Origin of the sequence: Peribacillus sp. YIM B13481 (assembly GCF_042787985.1) — a bacterium.
GTDB lineage: Bacteria > Bacillota > Bacilli > Bacillales > DSM-1321 > Peribacillus > Peribacillus simplex_A.
Genome location: NZ_JBHZPE010000068.1, coordinates 1 through 15,156, shown reverse-complemented (window position 1 = coordinate 15,156; position 15,156 = coordinate 1). Strand labels below are relative to the sequence as shown.

The 15,156-nt window shown below is 37.1% G+C and carries 14 protein-coding genes; 2 read left to right on the top strand and 12 right to left on the bottom strand.

Annotated features, from left to right (window positions below; translation table 11 throughout):
- Positions 1-451: 451 nt before the first annotated feature.
- Positions 452-1,882 carry an IS4 family transposase gene (locus tag ACFX4X_RS23130; RefSeq protein WP_377386844.1) on the top strand — a complete coding sequence of 477 codons (1,431 nt, stop codon included), beginning with the start codon at positions 452-454 and terminating at the stop codon, positions 1,880-1,882.
- A gap of 426 nt (positions 1,883-2,308) precedes the next feature.
- Here ACFX4X_RS23130 and ACFX4X_RS23125 read toward each other — a convergent pair whose 3' ends face one another.
- The 11 genes from ACFX4X_RS23125 to ACFX4X_RS23075 form a co-directional block, all read right to left on the bottom strand.
- Positions 2,309-2,650, bottom strand: coding sequence for a thioredoxin family protein (locus ACFX4X_RS23125; RefSeq protein WP_377386841.1), 342 nt, complete (start codon positions 2,648-2,650; stop codon positions 2,309-2,311).
- A gap of 2 nt (positions 2,651-2,652) precedes the next feature.
- Positions 2,653-3,630: a thioredoxin-disulfide reductase gene (gene trxB, locus ACFX4X_RS23120; RefSeq protein WP_377386838.1), complete on the bottom strand. Its 978-nt coding sequence runs from the start codon at positions 3,628-3,630 to the stop codon at positions 2,653-2,655.
- A gap of 1,107 nt (positions 3,631-4,737) precedes the next feature.
- Positions 4,738-4,992, bottom strand: a complete 255-nt coding sequence (locus ACFX4X_RS23115; protein ID WP_377386835.1) for a hypothetical protein — start codon at positions 4,990-4,992, stop codon at positions 4,738-4,740.
- Positions 4,993-5,204: 212 nt separating this feature from the next.
- Positions 5,205-5,483 (bottom strand): Na+/H+ antiporter NhaC family protein, encoded by a 279-nt coding sequence (locus ACFX4X_RS23110; RefSeq protein ID WP_377386832.1) that lies wholly within the window; start codon positions 5,481-5,483, stop codon positions 5,205-5,207.
- Between the two features lie 207 nt (positions 5,484-5,690).
- Positions 5,691-6,272 carry a cysteine dioxygenase family protein gene (locus ACFX4X_RS23105; RefSeq protein ID WP_377386829.1) on the bottom strand — a complete coding sequence of 194 codons (582 nt, stop codon included), beginning with the start codon at positions 6,270-6,272 and terminating at the stop codon, positions 5,691-5,693.
- Positions 6,273-6,715: 443 nt separating this feature from the next.
- Positions 6,716-7,459 (bottom strand): amino acid ABC transporter ATP-binding protein, encoded by a 744-nt coding sequence (locus ACFX4X_RS23100; protein WP_377386826.1) that lies wholly within the window; start codon positions 7,457-7,459, stop codon positions 6,716-6,718.
- A gap of 20 nt (positions 7,460-7,479) precedes the next feature.
- Positions 7,480-8,163: an amino acid ABC transporter permease gene (locus tag ACFX4X_RS23095; protein WP_283902018.1), complete on the bottom strand. Its 684-nt coding sequence runs from the start codon at positions 8,161-8,163 to the stop codon at positions 7,480-7,482.
- A 12-nt stretch (positions 8,164-8,175) separates the two neighbouring features.
- Complete coding sequence (locus ACFX4X_RS23090; RefSeq protein WP_377386822.1) at positions 8,176-8,997, bottom strand: amino acid ABC transporter substrate-binding protein; 822 nt, start codon at positions 8,995-8,997, stop codon at positions 8,176-8,178.
- A 536-nt stretch (positions 8,998-9,533) separates the two neighbouring features.
- Positions 9,534-9,815: an AAA-type ATPase lid domain-containing protein gene (locus tag ACFX4X_RS23085; protein ID WP_483878244.1), complete on the bottom strand. Its 282-nt coding sequence runs from the start codon at positions 9,813-9,815 to the stop codon at positions 9,534-9,536.
- Positions 9,816-10,218: 403 nt separating this feature from the next.
- A complete protein-coding gene (locus ACFX4X_RS23080; RefSeq protein WP_283902016.1) occupies positions 10,219-11,376 on the bottom strand; it encodes a trans-sulfuration enzyme family protein in 1,158 nt (385 codons plus the stop codon).
- Between the two features lie 427 nt (positions 11,377-11,803).
- Positions 11,804-12,640: an aminoglycoside 6-adenylyltransferase gene (locus ACFX4X_RS23075; protein WP_377386816.1), complete on the bottom strand. Its 837-nt coding sequence runs from the start codon at positions 12,638-12,640 to the stop codon at positions 11,804-11,806.
- A 785-nt stretch (positions 12,641-13,425) separates the two neighbouring features.
- Here ACFX4X_RS23075 and ACFX4X_RS23070 point away from each other — a divergent pair.
- Positions 13,426-13,965: a hypothetical protein gene (locus tag ACFX4X_RS23070; RefSeq protein WP_377386813.1), complete on the top strand. Its 540-nt coding sequence runs from the start codon at positions 13,426-13,428 to the stop codon at positions 13,963-13,965.
- Positions 13,966-14,084: 119 nt separating this feature from the next.
- On the opposite strand, the gene ACFX4X_RS23065 is transcribed toward ACFX4X_RS23070, so the two are convergent.
- Entirely contained in the window at positions 14,085-14,831 is a 747-nt protein-coding gene (locus tag ACFX4X_RS23065) for a hypothetical protein (protein ID WP_377386810.1), read from the bottom strand.
- Between the last annotated feature and the right edge of the window lie 325 nt (positions 14,832-15,156).

The window sequence follows — 15,156 nt, the reverse complement described above, 5'->3', positions numbered from 1 at the left end:
TGGTCAATGAAAATTTGAGAGGGGGCTTTCCCCTTTTTATATTCCTTAACAGCTTTTGTTTTAAATTCCGGACTATAGGAAATAGATCGCTCGGAAGTACTAATGATATTTGGATTCTTTTCAAGTTCTTTAATCTGAAATTCAGTATATATATTCTTACTCATAGAAACCCTCCGTCCATACTCATTACATCTATTGAAACATAAAAAAACCCGGATAAGGGACACTTTTTTATGTGTGTCCGTTATCCGGGGTATAGTTCAATATAACAAGGCTTCTTTTTAATGAGCTTCTCCTATAATTATAGTGTTTTTTATTAAGATACAGATTTAAGTTCCTTTGCTAAATGGGGTACAGCCACATCGCCATCAAGATAAGGTGAATTTGTATCATCATAACGAAAAAAGCGCTATTCTTTTTGTAGAAATATACAGGAAGGATGGCGTTTTCTATGAGTTTTTCTGTTTCAGACGAAATGAATCTCTTTTCTCAAGAACTTCAAAACTACTTATCTCCGTCTTCTCTACAACAATTAGCTAAAAAAGTTGGGTTTGTTCAACGTACAAGTAAATATCAAGCACAAGAATTAATTGCTTTATGTGTATGGCTTAGTCAACAGGTCGCGAGTACACCACTCACACAATTGTGTAGCCGTCTCGAAGCATCTACAGGTGTCCTCATGAGCCCTGAAGGGCTTAATCAACGATTTAATGGTTCAGCCGTACAGTTTCTTCAACAAGTTCTAGCTAATCTTCTAACTCAAAGAATTCATTCAACACAAGAAATACTTCATCCATACTCCACGACTTTTAAACGTATTCGGATCCTAGATTCTACAACATTTCAACTTCCAGATAAGTTTGCTTCACATTATCAAGGTTCTGGCGGAAGTAGCCATACCGCAGGTGTTAAAATCCAACTTGAATATGACTTATTGAGTGGGAAGTTCCTCCACGTTTATGTAGGAGAAGGGAGAGAAAATGATAAAACCTTCGGTTCCACGAGTCTACTAACCATTCAACCGATAGACTTATACATAAGGGATTTAGGGTATTTCGACTTACACGACTTACAGAAAATGAATGATGAAGGTGCTTACTATGTCTCACGTTTGAAGTTGAATTCTCGTATATATCGTAAGAATGATGAACCAGAGTTTTTTCGAAATGGGACTGTGAAGAAAGGTACTCTCTTTATTCAGTTAGACACGGAAGAGCTTATGAATCAATTACAACCTGGTCAAACACTTGAAATTTCAGAAGCATACATTGGGCTGTATCAAAAACTACCCGCCCGAGTGATTATTCATCGACTAACTGAGGTACAAACAGAGAAAAGATTGAAAGAACAAGCAAAAAAAGAAAAGAAGAAGGGCATTACCTATAGAGACCGAAGCAAACGATTAAGTGGAATGAACGTATATATTACAAATCTTTCTTTAGAAGACGTTCCAACGGAACATATTCATGAACTGTATTCGTTACGTTGGCAGATTGAAATTCTATTTAAGACATGGAAATCTTTCTTTCAAATTGACAAGTGCAAAGAGATTAAGAGGGAACGCTTAAAAGGTCACTTGTATGGGCAACTTATTAGCATTTTACTCTGTTCATCTACGATGTTTAGAATGCGTCAGTTACTTTTAGATAAGAAAAAGAAGGAGTTAAGTGAATATAAATCCATCTATATAATAAAAGACTATTATTTATTGTTTTATCAAGGATTACAAAAGGACGCCAAAGAATTATCAAAAATTTTTCTACGTCTGTTTCACCTTTTGGAGAAAAACGGACGGAAATGTCATCGTTATAACAAGAAAACGGTCTTTGATATCTTAGGTATTGTGTATGATTGTACGTCACAAAAACTTAAAGCTGCCTAATATTTTTTTAAAAAACCTATTTGATGGTTTTTTTGTCATGCGCATTTTTAGTGTTACCATAGCAAATTAAAGGGAACACACTTTTATATTATCTCTTGTGCGCTTAGCTTGATGGGCATGGGATCCTGCCAACAAAACGCGGAAAACTTACGCTAAGAGAAATTTAGGATTAAAGAAGCCGATTTGCCCAACGCTAAGGGAGTAACATCAGGAAAAATTCAGATTTACAACGGGCAGGAAATCCAAATATTAAAAGCCTAATTTCTCGCTTTTAACACCGAGAAATTAGGCTTTGTGTTATTTGAACTCTATAGGCTGTATAGTTTCTATGAATAAATAGTTGATAAGATTGTTGAGACTAAAAAGATGGTCAATAAAAATTGAGTGTCTGCTCAATATTTATTGCCTCCAGGCAAGAAGGGTTTTCTATCCCAGTTTTCCACTTGCCTCTACAATTTGATTAAGAAACTGTTCAACCTCTTCTTGACTTTTTCCAAGTTTACTTACAAACCGGTTCAGTTCCTTCCCTTCTTTAAAAGCAATAAAGCTTGGGATTCCGTACACCTCCAGCTTCTCTAATACCTCTGGAAAATGTTCACGATTTACTGCAATCATATCTACTCTTTCTCTATACGCTTCTTCCAAGATGGGCATAAATAAATCGGTATGCTGACAGTCTGGGCAATATTCGGCATAGAATTTGGCCATAACTGGTTGTGTTGATAAAATCGCCTCTTCAAACTCTTGTTTTGTTTTAATCTCTTTCATTATTAAAATCCTCCCCATATTTGGTTCTCATTAATAGATTGATTGTTTCCACTACATAATTCACTTGCATCAAGATATTTTTCGCAATCCAGAGCAGCCATACAACCACTTCCCGCAGCTGTAATGGCCTGGCGGTATTTATGATCTTGAACATCCCCGCAGGCAAATACACCTGGGATATTCGTTTCGGTTGTACCAGGATTCACCATGATATATCCCATATTGTCTGTTTTGATTTGATTGTCTAAAAATGCTGTATTCGGTTTGTGCCCAATGGCAATAAAAATACCGTCAGTTTCCAGAACTTCCTCTTTTCCTGTTTCGCTGTTTTTTACTTTCAAGCCAGTAACGTGTCGATCCCCTGCGATCACTTCTTCAGGAATGGAACTTAGGCTCCACGTAATTTTTGGATTCTTTTTGGCACGGTCTTGCATAATTTGGGAAGCGCGAAGGTCCTTTCTGCGGTGAACAACCTGAACCTCCGAAGCAAACTTCGTTAAAAAATTTGCCTCTTCCATAGCAGAATCTCCGCCCCCGACAACGATAATTTTCTTTCCTCTAAAGAAAAATCCATCGCATGTTGCACAGGTGCTTACCCCACGCCCAATATTTTTTCTTTCCCCTGGAATCTCCAAAAGTTTCGCTGAAGCTCCCGTTGAAATGATTAAAGATTGCGTTTTAAGCTCCCCTATTCCTTCCACCGTTAAGGTAAAAGGGTTATTGGAAAAATCGACTTTTTTAACCCAGCCTCTTTTAAACTTTGCTCCAAAAAACTCAGCTTGCTTTCGCATGTTCTGCATCAACTCTCGTCCCATAATCCCTTCAGGAAAACCAGGAAAATTCTCGACATCTGTTGTCAATGTCAATTGCCCCCCGGGTTCAGGCCCTTCAATGACCAAAGGACTTATGTTAGCACGTGCTAAATAAATTGCTGCGGTTAACCCAGCAGGTCCAGTTCCTAGAATAACGGCTTTATACATTGCTTACCTCCTTATCTCTTAGTCATGAATATTAATTTGCAATATTCGTGCCAATCTTTAATTCCTTGCAAAATCACTATTTTTTCAGCCTCTTATAGGTTAATCATTCCTATTTTCTATCACGGTTGAGAAAAATTTTTTCAAGACCAAGAAAACATGTACCAACCCAAATTTCATACGGTGGATTTAAAGCCAAGAAAGTTATAAAGGAAAGATACAAGATAGTTGTTGTAACACTTGAACAATATTTGCAAATCCATCGGCACCATTAAATCGAATAATGGTACAAAAAGGCTAGAAAGACATATGGGAAATGGGCATATGGCAATACCGCCAACATTTATGGAAGCTTATCACGGTAAAGACACTTACAGTCACAAAACGGAGAGCAAGCGAGAGCCTAAGAGGATGATACCCGCTTTGGCTTATCATAATAACAAGGACCACATAACGGACAAAGAAGCAGAATTTTTATTGATCCAGCACAAAATAATGAATTCATTTCAAAGCAAGGGTTAATTGAAGCATATAATCAATTTCAGCAAAGAAAACAAAGGGAAACCGGGGATTTGGTGGATTGGTTTAAAAAGTGGAATTAAATAGAGAAAATTATTGCTTGTATTGTCAAAGAAGGTTCCCAAAGGTTGAATGGTTAAAACCTCTTTATGGTTGGACTAATGGGGATCTGGAAGGATACTTTTGTGAACAGCACTATTACCAGGTAAAAGCTTTCAATGATCGCCAGAATAAAGCGTATGAGGAATATAATAATAAATAAAGACCCAATCAAACATATTTACCCATTCATAAGATATGAAAAAAGGTGTGTTAGACTATGGGCCGTCTGGAAAAAACATTATGGTCTACCAATGAGACATTTAAATTAAGTGATTGGCGTCTAAATGAATTCCGTAATCCTCCTCATCATGTTTACCTTTACCATTTTAGTCCTTACCTTTACCATGATAATCCTCATCATGTTAATCCTTACTTTTACCATGTTAATCCCTATTATTAGACGTAAGAGGTAAAGCCATCTTTTTTAAGGAGGCTTTTTATTATGATTAGTTGTAGATCCGCATTTTCTCCATTAAATTCGGAATGGCTTTAAATCAATAGATTAGAAAAACCCCGGTGACTAGCCGGGGTTATCGGTATTGCTTCTATTTCCTCTTTAGAGGCAGCCACTTCTTTTTTAGTGGTTTCCACCTCTTCTTTAGCCATTAATAAGAGCTGATTTTCATTTTGTTCCAGCTTTTTTACCACGGAAGCGGATACTTCTTCTACTATTTTATCTAAACGCTCATTAAACCTTTTATCTCGCTCTTCTTCATATTTAGATTTTTCGTTTAGGCGTTCCACTAAAACGCGGATCAGTTCGGATGTTTTTCTATGGTTTTGTTTTGCTGGTCCATTCTGGCCGTTATATCTTGTTCAAAACGCGTTATGTCGGAGGGTAGGCTTGTATCGGAAGGAATTATACCTTTGCTTTTATTATATTGCTACAATTGACTTTGTAGTCGCTTCAAGGGTTATACCAGGGCGGTTTCGCTGCTTTATTAGGTCTTCGAAAATCATAATGTTTGAATCGGTATAATTACGGTTTCCTTTATCGTCTTTATGGAAGGTATAGCCGTTTTGTTCCAGCTGCCGCGCATCTGCGAACAATAGATTGCGTTGGAGTTCCACGGAATAACCGGTGCGCCCATCGTCTCAACATCCTCGATATTACGCGAAAAATTTTCTGGCGCGAAATTATTATTTTTAAAGACATTTTTCATAAGTGAACCCGCTACAATTGAAGTTAATAACATCAATAAGCCAATCATATTTGTGATTAATGCGATTACCATTGTAACTAGTGTTCTTCTAATTGTAGAGCCGTGGGTTCGTTTTGACTAATGGCTCCACTAAAGAATTAAGAATCCCGGATTATTCCAGGCATTCCCGTTACACACATGGCTAAAAGGACAACAAGGAATGAGCTCATTAAACAGTAGAGCCCGCCTCTTCTTAGGGTGTAAGGACAGACCGGACACACATTCACTATTTAATCGATTCTAAGCAGGGGAGTATTCAACCCGCTTTTCTTTTGCAAGATATAGCCCCTCTCCGTCTAAAGGGGTGAATACCCGAAATTTTCTCAATTGCTTTCCATAAACATGGATCGTGATAGCTGGTTTATTACCTACCCCCTCCAAGATATGACAGTCTGCTGGAGGCAGTAGCTTTCCTGTATTCTGCTCGTTTACAATGATAGTATCAGTATGCTGTAACTTAACAATATTGCCCCCAGATAATTCCTCTAATCGTATATAATTAGTCACTTTAACCTTACCCGCGACAACTCCTTCTGCTCCCCATGTATCATCGTGATCATGAAGAGTGGTCTTCTGACCGGGCTTCCAGACTAGCGCAATCACTTCGAAACGATCCTCTGGGTCACAATACAACAGATGCCGCGAGTACCCTTCCTCACTTGGTCCTCTTTTCTCAGAAGGAAGCCATGATTGGGATTGAATTAATTTACCAACTAACCTTTCTGCTTCCACAACACATTCGTTATCATTCTGACTCCGTTCCACCATAACCGTCATATCATGAACAAAATTTTTGAAATCATATTCATTCGTGTGATCCATTTTAATTCCTCCCCAATATTCTTATGTTTTACTTTCCTGTATGGGAAAGTTGCTTGACTGCTTGTTCTAACTGAAGTAGAGCTTTTTCCATAGTAGAGCGGGGACATGCGATATTCATTCTCATAAAGCCTTCTCCCCCTAGACCATGTGAGCTCTTCCCGTTTCCAGATCCTTCCTACCAGATTATGCGGGCTGCAAAGGATTAACATTTTAACGGAAGAATCAATCTGAGCCTTTAAAACTGCAAAATCCATCGTGTATCGTTCCGTACTGTTTTTCGATTCCCAACTTTGAAAATATTTTCATAAATATTCAAAAAAAGATTGCAATTGAAATTTGCAATCCCAGGGTAAAAGGTATAAGATTCTGTCGTTCTAACCTGCGGTAAAGTGCCGAGTAACGAGTTTTCCATTCTTCCGCAGCTTTGGGGTACCTGCCCTTACCTATGAACAAAGTCTATTTAAAAATTGTAATGTCCGTTCATGCCCTGTATTTTCAAAAATTTGTTGAGGTGTTCCTTCTTCAACGATTACACCTTTATCAATAAATACGACTTTATCCGCTGCTTCACGCGCAAAATTCATTTCATGTGTCACTACAACCATGGTCATTCCTTCTTTAGCAAGTTCTTTCATGACCTTTAGAACCTCACCAACTAACTCAGGATCTAACGCGGATGTAGGTTCATCAAAAAGCAGAACTTCAGGTTCCATAGCCATCGCCCGTGCAATTCCTACACGTTGTTGTTGTCCACCGGATAGCTGGGATGGATAGTGGTTCGCCCGTTCTGATAATCCTACCTTTTTCAGCAATTGAAGAGCCTTCGTATGAGAGGATTCCTTGTCTTGTTTACGAACGTAAACAAGACCCTCCATAACATTTTCAAGTGCAGTCATATGAGGGAACAAATTGTAACCTTGGAAAACCATACCCGTTTGTTGACGGAACTTAATAACCTTATCTTTTGGAACTGGTTTTTTATCCTGGAAATCCAAAGAATACTTTCCAAGCTTAATGGTCCCTTTTGTAGGCGTTTCCAATAAATTCAGGCAACGTAACAAGGTTGTTTTCCCTGAACCCGATGGCCCAATAATACAAACTGTATTGCCTTCCTCAATTTTTAGATCGATTCCCTTTAAGACCTCTGTTTGTCCAAATTGTTTATGCAGGTTCTTTATTTCAATCATGTATATTTCCCCCTATCAAATTAGCCCGTCACATAACGATCGAGTCGTTTTTCCATCTGTCCTTGTGCATTCGAAAGAACGGTACTGAAAATCAAATATATAAATCCTGCTAGACAATAGAGTACCAATGGTTCATAGGTTGTTGCGGTAATTTGCTGAGCAACTCTAAACATTTCAGTCACCGTAATGGTAGCAGCCAACGATGTATCCTTTACCAAGCTAATAAAACTGTTTGCCAAAGGTGGGACAGATACTCTTGTTGCCTGAGGGAGAATAATTCTTTTTAATGCCTGCGGATAGCTCATCCCAATAGAATAAGCCGCCTCCCATTGCCCTTTGGAAATGGAGAGTATAGCCGCACGAATAATCTCTGAGTTGTAGGCGCCAACACTAAGCGTAAAACCGATAATTGCAGCAGGAAGGGGGCTAATCGTAATGCCTATACTCGGAAGGCCATAGAAAATGATAAACAACTGAACAAGCAGCGGTGTTCCCCTAATCACCCATACATAAAATCTTGCAACAGCGTCTAGGAGTTTAATTCCCGAGATCCGAGCTAATGCCGTAAGTAAAGCAAGAAGGAGTCCCAGTAAAAAGGATACTAATGTCAAGGGAACCGTAAACGCAACCCCAGCTTTTAACATCGGGAAAAAGGAATTTACAATGATGTCAACAATTTGGTCCATTCTATCATCAGCAAACATGTAGAACCCTCCCTATTTTGAAACATCTTTTCCAAAATATTTTTGTGAAATACTTAAATATTTACCATCCTTCATCATGTCGGAAAGCGCTTTATTTACGGACTCTTCCAATTCTTTGTTCCCTTTTCTCATCATGACCCCCATTTTTGCCGGATCATCAAGTTCTGCGACAGATTTAACCGGTGCATCAGGTTTTTGCTTTTTGAAATCTAGGTAGGATAGTCCGTCATTTACAACCGCATCCGCACGTTTTGAAAGTAATAAATCAATGGATTGATTAAAACCTTCTACTCCAACGATCTCAGCACCATAAGATGCTGCTATATCTTTATAGTTACTAGTTAATGTCTGAGCTGATTTTTTTCCTTTCAAATCTTCAAATGATTTAATCGTATTATTGTCCTTGTGAACAATTAAGAAAGGTTTTGACATAATATACGGCACTGAAAAATCGTATTTTTTCTGGCGGTTAGGAGTAATTCCTACATTATTAGCAATAATATCGAACCGCTTTGAATCGAGTCCTGCGAACATACCGTCCCATTGGGTTTCAATGAATTCTGGTTTCACACCAAGTCTTTTTGCTACTTCCTCCGCGATTTCAACATCAAAACCGGTTAACTTCCCTGAAGAATCATGGTAGCTAAAAGGTGCAAAGGTTCCTTCTGTTCCAATTTTAATGGTCCCACTCGATTTAATTTGCTCTAGCATATCCCTGCTCTCATCTGCGTGTTTGCCTGGTTGACTTGCTGCCTGATTTTCGGCCTTTCCGCATGCAGATAATATAAGTGCTACGAGTATCGAAAAAGCGATGATGATGAAAATTTTTTTCATATATAATTCCCCCTAAGTAGCGTTGTATAAATAGTGCCATAGTTTTCAGTTTAATTATTCTTTCTGTTTGGAGCCAAAAGGTAAATACCTTATAAAAGGTGGTTCTGTCCATTTGGTAAATAGAACACTAGTGTTCCCTCCTTTATTTTTAAAAAATGGATGATTTGCAGATTTTCAGCTTCATTATTCTGTATAATTTTAATATTCTGTAAATTTAGTCTATATTTTTATAATGAACTCCACCTCCTCCTTTTCGTTATCATATTATGCAAGAGTTGTGCCAAAATAAAACCCTTGTTAATTCAACATTCCTACTATCGAACCAGTTGAGAAATTCTCATTTCCGCGACGAATATAGTAATAACCTCCCGTTCCGTACTGTTTTTTGGTTCCCAAATTTGGAAAGAATAATTCCAAATTTGGGAAATATCCCCCACAGAGACGAAAAAAGATTGCAAATAAAATTTGCAATCTTAGGTAAAGTGGATCAAACTTTTAGATTGTATCATTCTAGCTTACGATAAAGTGTCGATAAACTAATTTTTATTCTTCCGATACTTTTTCCTTATCTTTTCGAACTTAACACCTAAGAAGAAACTTTGGATAATGAATTTTTCATATTCGGCCACCATCTCATCTAAACTTAACACTCTGGTATGAATAGGTGCTTGAAATTGGTACAAATAATCCGGAAGTTCATGAAAGCCAAGTATATCCGATTCTGCCATATTCACCATATACTCCACAACATTTTCTAACTGTCTAATAATCTCGGGCCAATCATATTGGAATAGCCATTGATCTAATTGTGGATCCATAGTTAATTACAGACGACTTAACTTCGAACATTGCTTACAAATGAAGTACGGGAGAAAGAAGGGACTGTCGTCCCTCCTCTCCTTCAATAACTTTGTATGCAGGGATATTTAACCTAAACACTCAACAAATCTGGTTCAATTCCTATCCTCGGCTTGATTACCCCCGCACGACGGGTACGCTAAAAGCCTCCCCGATTACGGAAGAAAATCTTTTGACCGACCCTCAAGAAGTGATACTGCACTGATTCTATCAGATTTAAGGAGCTTCCCTTTTCCTTTTTTATACATCACTTGCCTCCTTGCTTCGCTAATCTCTTAAAATATGAATATTAATTTGCAATATTCATGCCAGCATATTATTCCTTTAACCGCAATGAAATTGACAAATCCTCCAGCCGTACCGTTATTCTAATGCCATTTCGAGATCCTTCCATATATCTTCTACATCTTCAATTCCAACCGAAAAACGAACGAGTCCATCATAAAGACCTGCTTTTTCTCTTTCTTCTTTAGGGATTATCGCATGTGTCATCGAAGCTGGATGTTGAATTAATGTACCTACATCTCCTAGGGAAACTGCTAAAGTACTCAGTTTTACAGAATTCATAACTTTAACACCTGTTTCGTATCCTCCCTTCAAGACAAAAGAAATCATTGCTCCAGGACCTTTCATTTGTTTCTCCATGATATTTTTATCTTCAAAACTTGCTAGCCCTGGAAAATAAACTTTCTCTATAGCCTTATGTTTTTCCAAGCGTTCAGCCAAAATTTGTGCATTTTCTTGTGAGCGGTCCATGCGAATGTGCAAAGTACGTATCCCTTGAAAGAGAAGCCATGCATCCATAGGGGCCAAATTTGCTCCCATAGTCTTCTGTACTTCTTTTCTCATTGGATCAATAATTTCCTTGCTGGAAATCACTAGTCCACCAATAAGATATCCATGACCCGACAAATATTTCGTTGCACTGTGGACAACAATATCAATGCCGCATAGAATAGGATTTTGTAAATATGGGGACAAAAACGTATTATCAACAATAGTCAAGATACCCTTTTGCTTGGCGATCGCAGCTACACTCTTCATATCCACTAAGGAAAGCGTGGGATTAGAAGGAGTTTCAAAGTAGACCACTTTCGTTCTATCTGTAATGTGTGGTTCAAGCTCTTCCCCTGTCTTAAACGGTACAAATGTTACATCAATTCCAAATTTCTTTACCGTTTTGGATAGAAATGCGTGCGTCGCACCATACAACGCTGTGTGTGCAACAACGTGATCTCCTGCCTGCAAAACACCCAAAAGGCAGCCAGTTATGGCAGCCATTCCAGATGAGAAAGCCAAACACCCTTCACCAAATTCCAATGCCGCTACCTTCTCTTCCAGTTCTCTTACATTTGGATTTCCCAGGCGTGAATACATAAATCCTGGATCTTCTCCTGCGAAGCGTTGTGCTCCTACTTCTGCATTATCAAAAACAAATGTTGAAGTCAAATAAACAGGGGAGATGTGTGAGCCATGCCCTGGATCTTTATTTACTTTTACTAGCTTTGATGAATAGTTCATTATTTTTATGCCTCCTAATTTTAGTAAACTGAAATGCTGCCGTTTTTATTTCTTCCCATTAGTTGTATGCAAATCTTTATATGCAAAAATTATGCCAATTCTGTAAACCTTATAAAATCTACAGTTTTAATATTAAAATTCTTTATTTATTTTCATTTTTGGCAAGGTGCACTGCAAAACATAGTAATTATCGACATTACCAATTTATCAATATTGATAATATTTTTCTAAAATTGAAAAGAATTTAGGTACCCTTCTAACTTCTTGGTATTTCAGTCCTGCAGACAAGTCACTGTTCCTTCTCCTGCACAACCTAAGAAAAGGAACCATGCTCAAATATCAGCATGGTCCATTGTTATTATTCTGTATTTTAAAAAGCTACTCTCCTTTTGCACACCCGTTAGTTTAAGTGTCACAAATATTGAGTTTAATTTTTAGTAAGGTATTGTTTTACCTTATTCGCATCTTCAGAAGGGTATTGATATTCGAGAATACTAGCTACTTCAATAGCTATTTGCTCAAACAAGTCAATTGTTTCAAACAACGAATTCCAAACTTGTTCGTAATCTCCATTAGGATATGTTTTCATTAATCTTCCCCAAATGTCGTTATCAAGGTAGCACTTTAGGTACTTGCTGTTTTTTCCTACACTCAATGAAAAATTGGTTACTATACCAACTTTCCACTCAAGCATTGTTAGTAACATTTCTCTTACACTACTTAAATGGTCATAAGCGTAAAGTATTTCTTGTCTCCATAACCCTTTTGCTACATAAGTTGAAACCCACCAAAATTCATTACAACAATCAGCAAAGAATTTAGCAGAAGGCTTTTTTACCCAGTAGTCTTTATCTGTTGGTTCAGAAAGCTTAAGCATATTTCCATCTTTATCTAATAAAATTACTGTTAATCTATCTTCAGAACAATAAATATCTTTTTCCTCAATCGGAATCAGCATTAAATCAATTCTATTACCATCTTCAAATAACATTAGATAGGTGAATCTCCCACCCAATTCAGGTGGAAACATTGCCATATCTTCTGGTGTTTGCATTATTATTCTTTTCCCAAAAACATTTACCCAATCAGGATTGATTAGAAACGATTTAAAGTCAGATACAAGATAAACAATATCATAATCTCTGAAAGTATCTTTAGGTACATTAAAATTCGTTCGAGAACCATTCATTGCAACAGCTCGTACTCTCTCTTCTTTCTCGGCAACTTGTAATATCAATTCCATCATTTCTTTTTCTGAACGCATTTTTACTCCTCCTAAATATTTAATTTCTTAATACGTATTTCTATTAGGAGGTCCTCTAATAAGTAATAAACAACGTTATATAAAATGATCTATTATTGACTTCCTAAGTCCTCGGCGATAACTGGTAGCTAGCCTTTCCTCCATCGGCATTACCCAACTTCATTGGTACTACGCTGCTATCCGACTCCCTACACAGCATTTGGTTTCCTTGCTTTTTATCGCTTGTACACCATACTCTTCTAATAAGAAAAGACCGATAGGGTCTCCCGAGTTGCCGTATCATATCGATGTGTAACGTGCCAAGGTCTCTGACTCCAGAGAGGTTTTATCCGTCTTGCCCTTAACGAAGGATAAAATGTAGCTTTCTGCTGTGCGTAAAGCATCAGCCCTCTCGATTTACTAACTTTATGGAGCTCAATCCCTTCAACCATTTGGCTTTCGGCCCGCCACCTAACTGTCTACGCTTAAAGACTAAAGTTACCTTTAGCCCTCCAAGACTCGCTACGAGCGAATGGCTAGTTCTTACTCGACGGGAATCCCACCCGCTATATGATACGACCTAGGCTCGGCCGCACACGCACCCGTTAGTTTAAGTACATTCTTTCACAAACTATTAGTAAAGGAACCATTCAGGGCTACGTTATGTTGATGGTAATTCATTCAATGTTATCCAAGTACGCATCTAAAAATATCTAAATCTGCTGATTAACTTAACTTGGGTTTAGTCTTTTCTTTATATTTACTGAAAACCATGAAAATGGTAGAATTCCGAAGAGGTGAAATCATTGAAGTTTAAGAAGTTTATCATCGGCCTATCATCATTATTAACGGCTTTTGTGTTACTCTTTGTTCTATTGAGATTAATGGGAATACTAGTTTGGGTGAATGGCGATCCTTTTGATAAATGGATTGCATTAATTGGTTTAATTGCTATGCCTGTTTCTATTTCTATACTATCGAAAAAGATTAAGCTTAATAAAAAGAAAGAAAATACTTTGTTTAATATAGTTGTTTTTGCTAATTTTCTTTACTTATTAGGGTCGTTTTCCATTTTATCCGAAAACTATACTTTTATTGAAAGTGATGAATACCTTTCTTTCCCTTATGTTATACATGAAAAGGAACCACTTCAATGGCCAAAAGATGAGTATGAAAGTAGGTATACATTTTACAGTTCTTTGAATTCATATATTTATGTAAAAGATTCAGTCAAAAAGGGAAATCACGGACTGAGTGAACATGCTCGTTTTAGTGATTATAAAGTTAAAGTTATAAGTGGAAGCCTCTACATTACATGGACTGGTGGATCAATATTCATACGATAAAAGGAAGAAGGATACTTTCTCCACTTTCATCTTGAATTGCTTTAGCTCTAATTTGTCCCTTGTGCTTACCAACAGACCCTTAAGGATATACTCCACTATACATATTCTTCCAATTAGGTTTATTTTTTAGGTTTTTCTAATACATTAATCTCTATGGTTTCGGTATAACCTTCGTCTCCAATTACAGTGACTGTAGCATTTTTGTTGTCTTTCCATTCAACCCTAAAATTCTCAGTTCTTGCGAATCCACCGTCATTGTCTACAGATTCACGTATGGAATAACGTGAATGACCTTCTTTTTGATAATAGATTTTAAAGGGAGCAGAGCTAAACAAAGTAGGTTCTCCTTTTTGCACAATTTCAATCGTACTTGTTCCCGTTTGAGATTCACTGGTTAGGACGGTAGTTTCTTTCCAAGAATCTTGATAGAAAAAAGAAACTAATGGAATGGCTATCATCAGGACAAATCCCACAAGAATAAGAAACCCTTTAGTTTTGAAAGATTTTTTCCCCTCCAGTTTATCGATTGGTTTTGTATGATGTTTCTTTCTTCTCTTAATAAATGTTCCCCACCAATACAGAAGATAGCAATATCCCATAAAAGAAAGAATAATCCATAAATTCACTTGCAGTATTTGTGAAAGGAAATATTCAGACTCTGAAGGTCCCATTCCATTTCTATTTAAGTTATTAAACAGCTTAATAAGTGGAATGACAGCTAATGCTGCAATGGACCGTTTTATATTCTTTTTTCGAAATAGACTTATGATCACCGCCGGTAATGTTATGAACGGTAAAGTCTCAATGAGTATAATAGCAATCATTAGCAAAAATACGTAAATTAGAAAACCCAACATCGCCAACATTCTGCACACTTCCCCTACCATTTATTAACTTATTTTATAACAATAGGAACGCTGGTTTATATGTTATTAAACGGTTGTATTTTAAAATAACAACAATATTTACGATATCATCCTATAAACATAAACCAATAATCCTATGTAGAGGAACATAATGTAATCACAATACATTGAGTATACACCTTAGATAAATATACTTCCCTCTTAGTCCATTACTGTTAATGCGTAGTTTGTATACTCCTGGCTTTTTCAACTAAACTCCCTCAATAAAGAAAGCAAAACCTCTCGATATCTCCGTTTTTCTTAGATTTTCATAGTAGTTTACCTG

What these genes read in the sequence shown, in the direction of transcription:
- ACFX4X_RS23125 (WP_377386841.1), bottom strand. Translation starts at nt 2,650, where the DNA reads ATGAAAGAGATTAAAACAAAACAAGAGTTTGAAGAGGCGATTTTATCA.
- trxB (WP_377386838.1), bottom strand. Translation starts at nt 3,630, where the DNA reads ATGTATAAAGCCGTTATTCTAGGAACTGGACCTGCTGGGTTAACCGCA.
- ACFX4X_RS23095 (WP_283902018.1), bottom strand. Translation starts at nt 8,163, where the DNA reads ATGTTTGCTGATGATAGAATGGACCAAATTGTTGACATCATTGTAAAT.
- ACFX4X_RS23110 (WP_377386832.1), bottom strand. Translation starts at nt 5,483, where the DNA reads ATGGTAATCGCATTAATCACAAATATGATTGGCTTATTGATGTTATTA.
- ACFX4X_RS23080 (WP_283902016.1), bottom strand. Translation starts at nt 11,376, where the DNA reads ATGAACTATTCATCAAAGCTAGTAAAAGTAAATAAAGATCCAGGGCAT.
- ACFX4X_RS23065 (WP_377386810.1), bottom strand. Translation starts at nt 14,831, where the DNA reads ATGTTGGCGATGTTGGGTTTTCTAATTTACGTATTTTTGCTAATGATT.
- ACFX4X_RS23090 (WP_377386822.1), bottom strand. Translation starts at nt 8,997, where the DNA reads ATGAAAAAAATTTTCATCATCATCGCTTTTTCGATACTCGTAGCACTT.
- ACFX4X_RS23075 (WP_377386816.1), bottom strand. Translation starts at nt 12,640, where the DNA reads ATGCGTTCAGAAAAAGAAATGATGGAATTGATATTACAAGTTGCCGAG.
- ACFX4X_RS23100 (WP_377386826.1), bottom strand. Translation starts at nt 7,459, where the DNA reads ATGATTGAAATAAAGAACCTGCATAAACAATTTGGACAAACAGAGGTC.
- ACFX4X_RS23105 (WP_377386829.1), bottom strand. Translation starts at nt 6,272, where the DNA reads ATGGATCACACGAATGAATATGATTTCAAAAATTTTGTTCATGATATG.
- ACFX4X_RS23085 (WP_483878244.1), bottom strand. Translation starts at nt 9,815, where the DNA reads ATGGATCCACAATTAGATCAATGGCTATTCCAATATGATTGGCCCGAG.
- ACFX4X_RS23130 (WP_377386844.1), top strand. Translation starts at nt 452, where the DNA reads ATGAGTTTTTCTGTTTCAGACGAAATGAATCTCTTTTCTCAAGAACTT.